The organism is Sodalis sp. (in: enterobacteria), assembly GCF_047607725.1.
Lineage (GTDB): Bacteria > Pseudomonadota > Gammaproteobacteria > Enterobacterales > Enterobacteriaceae > JBLKSS01.
The window spans coordinates 1-8,016 of sequence record NZ_JBLKSS010000178.1 but is presented as its reverse complement, the minus strand read 5'-3'; the positions used below and the strand labels follow the sequence as shown (position 1 = coordinate 8,016).

General features: G+C 51.5%; 10 protein-coding genes and 1 pseudogene. 7 read left to right on the top strand and 4 right to left on the bottom strand.

Going from position 1 to position 8,016, the window contains the following annotated elements; all coding sequences use genetic code 11:
- Positions 1-249, top strand: a pseudogene (locus ACMX3H_RS15190) (ATP-binding protein); the annotation flags it as partial.
- On the opposite strand, the gene ACMX3H_RS15185 reads toward ACMX3H_RS15190, so the two are convergent.
- Entirely contained in the window at positions 168-527 is a 360-nt protein-coding gene (locus ACMX3H_RS15185) for a hypothetical protein (RefSeq protein WP_415211435.1), read from the bottom strand. The pseudogene ACMX3H_RS15190 and the gene ACMX3H_RS15185 sit on opposite strands and share 82 nt — an antisense overlap.
- 193 nt (positions 528-720) lie before the next feature.
- The gene (locus ACMX3H_RS15180; protein WP_415211434.1) at positions 721-1,134 is read right to left on the bottom strand and encodes a putative phage tail protein; all 414 of its coding nucleotides are present in this window, start codon (positions 1,132-1,134) and stop codon (positions 721-723) included.
- A gap of 191 nt (positions 1,135-1,325) precedes the next feature.
- On the opposite strand from ACMX3H_RS15180, the gene ACMX3H_RS15175 reads away from it, so the two are divergent.
- From ACMX3H_RS15175 to ACMX3H_RS15150, 6 genes are all read left to right on the top strand, one after another.
- Complete coding sequence (locus tag ACMX3H_RS15175; RefSeq protein WP_415211433.1) at positions 1,326-1,727, top strand: helix-turn-helix domain-containing protein; 402 nt, start codon at positions 1,326-1,328, stop codon at positions 1,725-1,727.
- Positions 1,728-1,940: 213 nt separating this feature from the next.
- Entirely contained in the window at positions 1,941-3,278 is a 1,338-nt protein-coding gene (gene argG, locus ACMX3H_RS15170) for an argininosuccinate synthase (RefSeq protein ID WP_415211432.1), read from the top strand.
- A gap of 787 nt (positions 3,279-4,065) precedes the next feature.
- Positions 4,066-4,488 (top strand): hypothetical protein, encoded by a 423-nt coding sequence (locus tag ACMX3H_RS15165; RefSeq protein WP_415211431.1) that lies wholly within the window; start codon positions 4,066-4,068, stop codon positions 4,486-4,488.
- A 5-nt stretch (positions 4,489-4,493) separates the two neighbouring features.
- Entirely contained in the window at positions 4,494-4,985 is a 492-nt protein-coding gene (locus ACMX3H_RS15160; RefSeq protein WP_415211430.1) for an Rpn family recombination-promoting nuclease/putative transposase, read from the top strand.
- 328 nt (positions 4,986-5,313) lie between these two features.
- A complete protein-coding gene (locus tag ACMX3H_RS15155; protein ID WP_415211429.1) occupies positions 5,314-5,622 on the top strand; it encodes an acyltransferase family protein in 309 nt (102 codons plus the stop codon).
- Positions 5,619-6,395: an acyltransferase family protein gene (locus ACMX3H_RS15150; protein ID WP_415211428.1), complete on the top strand. Its 777-nt coding sequence runs from the start codon at positions 5,619-5,621 to the stop codon at positions 6,393-6,395. The genes ACMX3H_RS15155 and ACMX3H_RS15150 overlap by 4 nt, the downstream gene beginning before the upstream one ends.
- A 56-nt stretch (positions 6,396-6,451) precedes the next feature.
- On the opposite strand, the gene ACMX3H_RS15145 is transcribed toward ACMX3H_RS15150, so the two are convergent.
- Both ACMX3H_RS15145 and ACMX3H_RS15140 read right to left on the bottom strand, forming a co-directional pair.
- Entirely contained in the window at positions 6,452-6,880 is a 429-nt protein-coding gene (locus ACMX3H_RS15145; RefSeq protein ID WP_415211427.1) for a tail fiber assembly protein, read from the bottom strand.
- Positions 6,881-6,892: 12 nt separating this feature from the next.
- Entirely contained in the window at positions 6,893-7,855 is a 963-nt protein-coding gene (locus ACMX3H_RS15140) for a gp53-like domain-containing protein (protein WP_415211426.1), read from the bottom strand.
- Positions 7,856-8,016: the final 161 nt, after the last annotated feature.

The window sequence follows — 8,016 nt, the reverse complement described above, 5'->3', positions numbered from 1 at the left end:
TATCTGAAATATCAGAAAAGCATACTCATCACGGGGCCGACAGGTACGGGCAAAACCTGGCTCAGTTGTGCGCTTGGAGAGCAGGCATGCCGGCAGCAATATAGCGTGCGTTACTGGCGTGTGGGTCGGTTGCTGGCCCATATTCACCATTGCCAGCTAGACGGAACCTACCTAAAACAGCTTAAGCAGTTAGAAAAAATAGAGTTACTGCTCTTGGACGACTTGGGCCTGGAATCAATGAGTCCGATGGTAAGCGTACCGACGGGCAGAATATGGGCGCTGGCCTCTGCCGCACAGTTTGTGGCGATCGCTTTAATGGCGGCAAGCAGCTGTGCCGATTGGCTGCTATCGGGTTTTGCCCCCACTTCGGCCAGGATAGTCTTATGCTCCGTCTGGGTATCCATCATCGCGCCCTGCATCGCGTTTAGCCACTTGGCGTGAACCACCGTCCCCTCGGCGCCGGTGGAAGGGTCACCATCGTGAAACAGGCTGTCTGCGGTCTCGACCGGCGAAATAATGTCCTTCATTGTGGCGATTGTTCCCTGTAGTTAAACACCACCTGGGTGTGGGCGGCCTGAGGTCATGAAAGAGTCCTTCAATCAGGTTTTGACCAAAGGTCAACAACGCTTCTCCGGACACCGAGCTGCCCGCCCGGAAGCGGTAGACCGGCACCTGCGCATCATCGATGTTGACTATCCATAACCAGATAATCTCCTGTACTCAGATACGTTCGCCGGCTCGGCCAATCCCCGCGCGGTACGGCTCCATCTCATCGATGGTGACGCGATACCCCAGCGAGCGGGCCAACGCAATAAAATAGGTGCGGCTCAAACCGCCGGGGGCGTTGATATGCGCCAGCACCTGCTGGCGACGCTGCTGCAGTGTCGTACCGCTGTCCAGGAATAGACCTAACATCCGCGCCCAGTCAGTCAGCAGATGAACCGCGAGGAAGGGAGTGATACCGTCCGCCATCTCACCTGCACGTATTTCTGTCTGTGCCAAGCTGCGCCCTTCGGCCAACAGCTCGGCCATCAGGAGCTCTCCGGTCAAGGTATAACTTTTCGGCGGCAACAGCGCGCTGAGTAAATGGCTAAGCCCACTATCATGCCCCCCTAAACGCCGCAATCCTGGCATCGCAAAAAGGGGAGCTGCCGCTAAATATTTCCCGCCGGTTGCCGATAGTGGAGCATGAGCCGAGCTTTCCCGCTTGGCACCCCTTTTTCCGGTCGGATTGCTGCGCAGGTTTATAGCCCGCAGTTAGCGAGCGCGCTCCGGGTGACTCGCCGGGCCGGCGGCGGTCCTGTCTCGCAGCTCAGGAGATGACAATGAACGAAAGCGTGCAAGCCCCCAACAGAACCGGCAGCCAGCGCCGTACCCGCGTGCGCGGCATCGACCGCACGTTGCAAATCCTCGATTGTTTACAAAACCGGCAGTGCCCCGCCACGACGTATGAAGTGGCGAAAGATCTTGCCGCCCCGTTGTCCAGCATTTACTCGCTGGTGGACGTGTTGGTGGCGAGCCGTTTACTCGAGCGTGACGATAACGGCATGATTTGGCTGGGTGCGCGGCTTTATCGCTACGGACTGGCCTATGCGCGCATCCATGGCCCGCTCGCGACAACAGCGACCGCCGCGTCTCAAAGCGCGCCGGGCAATATCGCGCAGGGCCGCGCCGTGGCGGCGGCAACCGAAGCGCCCTGGGCCAAAACGCCCTCCAGGGATGAATAACTTCGACAGCGCGGCCGGCGGCAGGGCGCCAGCCCCCTTATGCGGGCGAGGTGGCCGCCAATGGCGTAAGCCCCGGTGGCGGGATTTCCCGACCCACTGCGCCGGTTAAGGGTAGCGTTCCGGGGAGAGTTTCCTTAAGATGATGCATCGACGACCTGCCGCGACAGGCGATTTCACCTTTTGCTGTCATTTTCTTTTATAGGGCTCACATCAATGGAAACGATTCTCAGACACCTACCGGTTAATCAACGCGTGGGTATTGCCTTTTCCGGGGGTCTGGATACCAGTGCCGCACTGTTATGGATGCGTCAGAAAGGGGCGGTGCCTTACGCCTACACCGCGAATCTCGGCCAGCCGGACGAAGATGATTACGACGCCATCCCGCGCAAAGCGTTAGCCAACGGCGCAGAAAAAGCCCGTCTGATTGACTGTCGCAAGCAACTGGTGGCGGAAGGTATGGCCGCCCTGCAGTGTGGCGCATTTCATAACACGACCGCCGGCGTGACCTATTTCAACACCACCCCGCTTGGCCGCGCTGTAACCGGTACCATGCTCGTTGCCGCGATGAAAGAGGACGGCGTCAATATCTGGGGCGACGGCAGCACTTATAAAGGCAACGATATCGAGCGTTTTTATCGCTACGGTTTGCTGACCAATGCCGAGCTGAAAATCTATAAACCCTGGCTGGACACCGACTTTATCAATGAGCTCGGCGGACGTCAGGAGATGTCGCAGTTCATGACCGACGCCGGTTTCGATTACAAAATGTCGGCCGAGAAAGCCTACTCCACCGATTCCAACATGCTCGGCGCCACCCACGAGGCGAAAGAGCTGGAGTATCTCAACTCCAGCGTGAAGATCGTCAACCCCATCATGGGGGTCAAATTCTGGGATGAAAACGTGCGTATCCCGGCGGAAGAAGTGACCCTGCGCTTTGAACACGGCCTGCCGGTGGCGATCAATGGCCAGCGCTTCGACGACCAGGTCGCGCTGCTGCTGGAGGCCAACCGCATCGGCGGGCGTCACGGTTTGGGCATGAGCGATCAGATTGAAAACCGCATTATCGAGGCGAAAAGCCGCGGCATTTATGAAGCACCGGGCATGGCGCTGTTGCATATCGGCTATGAACGGTTGGTGACCGGTATTCATAACGAAGACACCATCGACCAGTATCACGCCAACGGCCGGCAATTGGGCCGTCTGCTGTATCAGGGCCGCTGGTTCGATCCGCAGGCGCTGATGCTGCGTGACGCGACCCAGCGCTGGGTGGCCTGCGAAATAACCGGCGAAGTAACGCTGGAACTGCACCGCGGTAACGATTACTCCATACTGAATACGGTTTCCGATAATTTGACCTATATGGCGGAGCGTCTCACCATGGAGAAAGGGGAATCGACGTTCTCGCCGGAAGATCGTATCGGTCAGTTAACCATGCGTAATCTGGATATCACCGACACGCGCGCCAAGCTGATGAATTACATTAGCACCGGCCTGCTTTCAACCACCGACGACAGCGGCGTCCCCCAGCTTGAGGATAAGCAAGGCGATTAACCCCCACTACGGCTCGCCTCGACGGCGGGCCGCGCGGCCCAAATAGCACGTTAATGTCTTGCCCCTTGCCACCGCCGACGGCGGGGCCTGCGGGTAATTCCCTTTTCCGGTCCGACCCTCTATCATGAGCCGGCCGCGGCGATTGCCCCCGGGATCCGTCATCGGCGCTACCCTACCGTCAGAGATGCGTTGCCGAAGGCGCACCTTTACCGGCACCCGTTCCCTCTTCGCCCCATGGCCATTATGGGGTACCCGTCGCGCCCGTTACCGTCGTTAACGCCCGGCACATGTCTTGCTAACTTGATCGGGGCGGCTTAAGCGTCTATTCCTAGCTTACGCTTTGCTCTTGAGGAGCCGCAGGCATGATTATTGGCCGCCATGTCCCCCCGATGCCGCCAACGTCCTGCGTCGACACGCCGTCAACGCGGCAGCCAAGCGCAACGCCAGCCGCACCGATCGCGGTAATCCGCGCGTTCCCCCTGCGCCGGGCTGGCGGGGACGGCCCGGCGTTTTGCCCAGGCGCAAGATCCCCTGCAGCTGCCCCGCGCGCGCGCCGTGCAGCCGGATTACGATGCCCCCTGCGCCCTCCCCTCTGCTGTTTCGACGTTCGTCCCGCCAGGGCCAGGGCAACCGGCGCCCTCCTCCGCCCTGCCCCGAACGGTGCACGTCTCCGCCTCGCCGGCACCGGCGGTACAGCGATCGCCGGCCCCGACCGCGCGCGCTTTCTCCCGCCAGGGTCCGCCAGAAAAGTCACCCGTCAGAGCAACGGCGACAAATCCATACCGCGATGTGGATAAAAACTTACCTGCGCCAGCCGCTACTCGACGATAGGCGCCGCGAGCTGGAGTATTATCTCAATCGACGTCTGTTTTTCGCCGATAGCCATCGGCTGTGGCCGCAAGCGTTCCGTTCGTTTCGCAGCGGTAAAAGCCAGGAGGCCAGCGACCAGAACACGCTGGACATCGCCCTGGAAATCGCCCAGGGCATCAAGCGTCTGCGGTTATTGGAGGGCCTGGACTGCCGCGACATCATACACGACGACCTCCACTATCGGCGCTATAGGGCGGACTCGCCGCCACAGCTGGCGCAGGCGCTGCAAAAACGCGATCTCATCAACGGCGTCTTGACATTGGGGCCGCCATGTAGCGATGCAAAAGATTCTGGACTAATTTGCAGTCAATTCTGGACTCCTTTGAACTCTAAAAAATAGCTATTTTGGACAGTCCAGAATTGTTTGCAAAAACACAGGAGCACTTCATTTATTTTGAATGCTTGAACGGTGTAACGGAAAAGTGGTACACGCTGTTCTTAGGGGAGGATCATCCAGTCATGGCCTGTCCTTACCCGATGCTGGCAGGCATGCAGCGTCATCTTGAGCAGGGGAACGGTACATTGCCGGTCGTGATACCGCTCCTGTTTTACCTCGGCACCACATCGCCCTATCCGTACAGAAACAAATGGCTGGATTGCTTTGCTGATCCTGAACTGGCAGAATCAGTCTACGGCCAAGCATTCCCGCTAGTTGATATCACCGCTATGCTGGATGATGAAATGCTTCAGCACCGACGGGTAGCTCTGCTAAAGTTACGGAATATGTCGGCACTGACCGGAGATATCGCCCACCTACTAAATCTATGGGAGATACTGAAAGAGCCAGTTCCGCTGCTTGGTGTACTATATCGAAGAGTGGGGAAATACTTCGGATGAATCGCAATTCCTACAGCATATTGCCGCCAAAGGCACTGACTACCGAGAGGACACCATGACAATTGTAGGCCAACTAGAAGCTAAGGGCATTCAATTCGTGTGTCAGGAAGGCCGCCAAGAATCTACCCAAAGTATCACTCGGCAGCTTATTGCTAATGGCGTCGAACGCTTAATTGTCAAATTATTTACTGGACTATCCGACTACGAGTTGGATGATTTGACTCGTTCGTAGTTTTCTTTTCGCTAATCTTAACCATCGACAACAGTTTCGGTCCAAGGCCAGAATTGAGGGATGATGGTAACTTAGCTCTGTCGACACGGAATCGCTATGAATCAAAAGTTAAAAACAATACAGGCTCTTCGTGGTATTGCTGCGATGGCTGTGGTTTTGAGCCATTACCGACTTTATTTGCACCAAAATGAAAACTATAAAAATTTATGGGATGGATTATTAGGTTGGGGGATCGTTGGCGTTGATATTTTTTTTGTAATCAGTGGCTTTATCATGGCATATACTACAATCGACTCTCCTAGCAACTTTGCTTCTTCGATGAAATTCATACTCAATCGCATAATCAGAATTATGCCAAGCTATTACTTTTTTTATTGTTATCATTTCTTTTCTCTGGTGCGATGAGTATATTTCATTATGAAGACAAAACTCAAGATCTCATTTCCGCCATAAGTTTTATGGTCTACATCCCTAACGCTGCACCTTACTACATGGATATAAATCATGGCATATATCCAGTACGTTGGACTCTAAATTATGAATTTTATTTTTATATAACTTTTTCCATTTGCTTGCTATTCAAATATCGATTTGCAATTTTATCCATATGGTGCCTTTTAAGTGTAGTTGTCATTCCAATGCTTTATGGTAATACTCCAACATTAGAAACATCGGGTTACGAGGTACAGACTGCGCTATACGGTCTTTTATCTAATCCTCTAATTATAGAGTTCTTAATAGGTGTAGTAACGGCCCTTCTGTATATAAGGGTAAAATCACTTAATATTGAAAATGCATCATTTTTTATATCATTAGCATTGCTATCCTATATTTGTTATGTAATATCCACAGGAGTGCAACATGGTATAAACGTCAAGATTGCTCTTCCAATAGGCTTTTTTGTGCTATTTTTAACTCTTGCTGAGAATAAAATAAAAATATTTATACCAAATTTTTTATTGTGGTTAGGAGATATATCTTTTTCTCTTTACCTGATACACTTGCCACTTGGTTTTGCCTTCTTTGAATGCGTGGAAAAGGCTGATAATGCATTGATGGTTGGTATTCCATATGCATTAATTGCCATATGCCTTTCTCTTATTCTTGCCCACTTCTCGCATAAATACATTGAAATACAGCTGAGCTGTTGGCTAAAAAGGAAAATATTCTCAGCATGAAATTTATTATGGGCAGTACTATTTTCAATAGTGTGATAGCCCATTTCACAAAATATTTATTCAGGACAGTGCGGCCACGTGATATCCGGCGCTTTGCTAATATCAAGTCGATTGAGCATTACTCGATACTTTTTCCACATCAGCAGTGCCGTTTCTTCGACTTGTGTTGCCATGTTTAGATCAACTGCATCTTGTAATGGTATGATTTTTCCTGTGGCCTGCTCTAACAGCTGGCTTCTTTTTGACTGAGCCATAGAAATATTTTGCTCTTGTGTTGGTGAGGGCCTATCTATTAATATAGGCACCCCCTTATTGTTAGCTTTAATCATTTTATTTTTTGACTGACCTTCAAGAAGCGCTTGATAAAGCTCATTGCTCACGGGGACGGCATCCTCTGGCCAGCCATTATCCGAGTCTTCATAGATTGACTTCATAGATATATGATAAAAGCCATTTGTTGTGGCACTATAAAAGTAATCACTCATGATTTTGTCACCTTAAAATCCTACAGCTGACCAATACACAGGAAAACCAGCGATGTTTCCGCGTATAGAGCCTTTCGTTGCTACGTAAAAAGAAGCATTGTTAACAGGATATCCGAAAGCGTTATCGACAGTATCTCCCTGTGCATTAGCATTGCTTACAATTACATTTAAACAAGTTCTCGGGAATGTAAGAGGAAAGTTCTGTGTCACGTCCGTACTTTCTATATATCCCCATTGATATATAAACCCTGTAGCATTATCCTTATACCATCCATTCTGAGATAAGTTAGCACTTGTTGGTGGGTTTTTTAAACTGTATACCCGTTGGCCTTGATCATATATACTACCGTTAGCTTTTAAATCCCACGTATTAATATTTCCTTGGGTGTTAATGCTTTTTGAAAAATTAGCATCTCCGGAAACATTAAGCCGGCCACTTACTTCGATATTATTTATCCAGTGCAACCTGGCATTATTCCATTCGCCGGTTTTGACATTATTGGCATAGAACGCTATGCTACCGTCACCATTGGCAATAAGGCCTGAGTCATTATCACCTACATTGACAGAGTGGGTGACATGCAGCGAGCCGCTTATGGTGCCACCAGTACGTTTATCCAGCGCGTTTTGTGCCTGTTCAACCGTGTTTGACAGTCCCAGATTTTTCACAAAAGCCGTTTTATCCGGTATATCCGCACCGTTGTTTTTCTTCAGTAGACTTTGGCGACTATCCTCTTTTAATGATTGAAGGATAAGGCTATTAATTGCTTCTGTAATCTGGTTGTTTTGTTCTGCTTTGGGCTGCATTCCTGCCGCTGCCAGAATATTCTTATGCTCTGTCTGGGTATCAATCATCGCACCCTGCATGGCATTCAGCCATTTGGCGTGCACCACAGTCCCTTCGGCACCGGTAGACGGGTCACCATCGTGGAACAAGCCATCGACGGTCTCGACCGGCGAAATAATCTCTTTCATTTAGGGTGTCTCCCCGTCATTATCGTAAGCGCCCCGTGGAGGACGTCTTGAATTATTGGTGGGTTTGTTGTATGGCCCGGTAAGAATATGTTCCACTACGATGCCTAGTGAACCCGCATCCTATAAGGGACGGCTGTCAGATCATGGATAATCCGGCGATG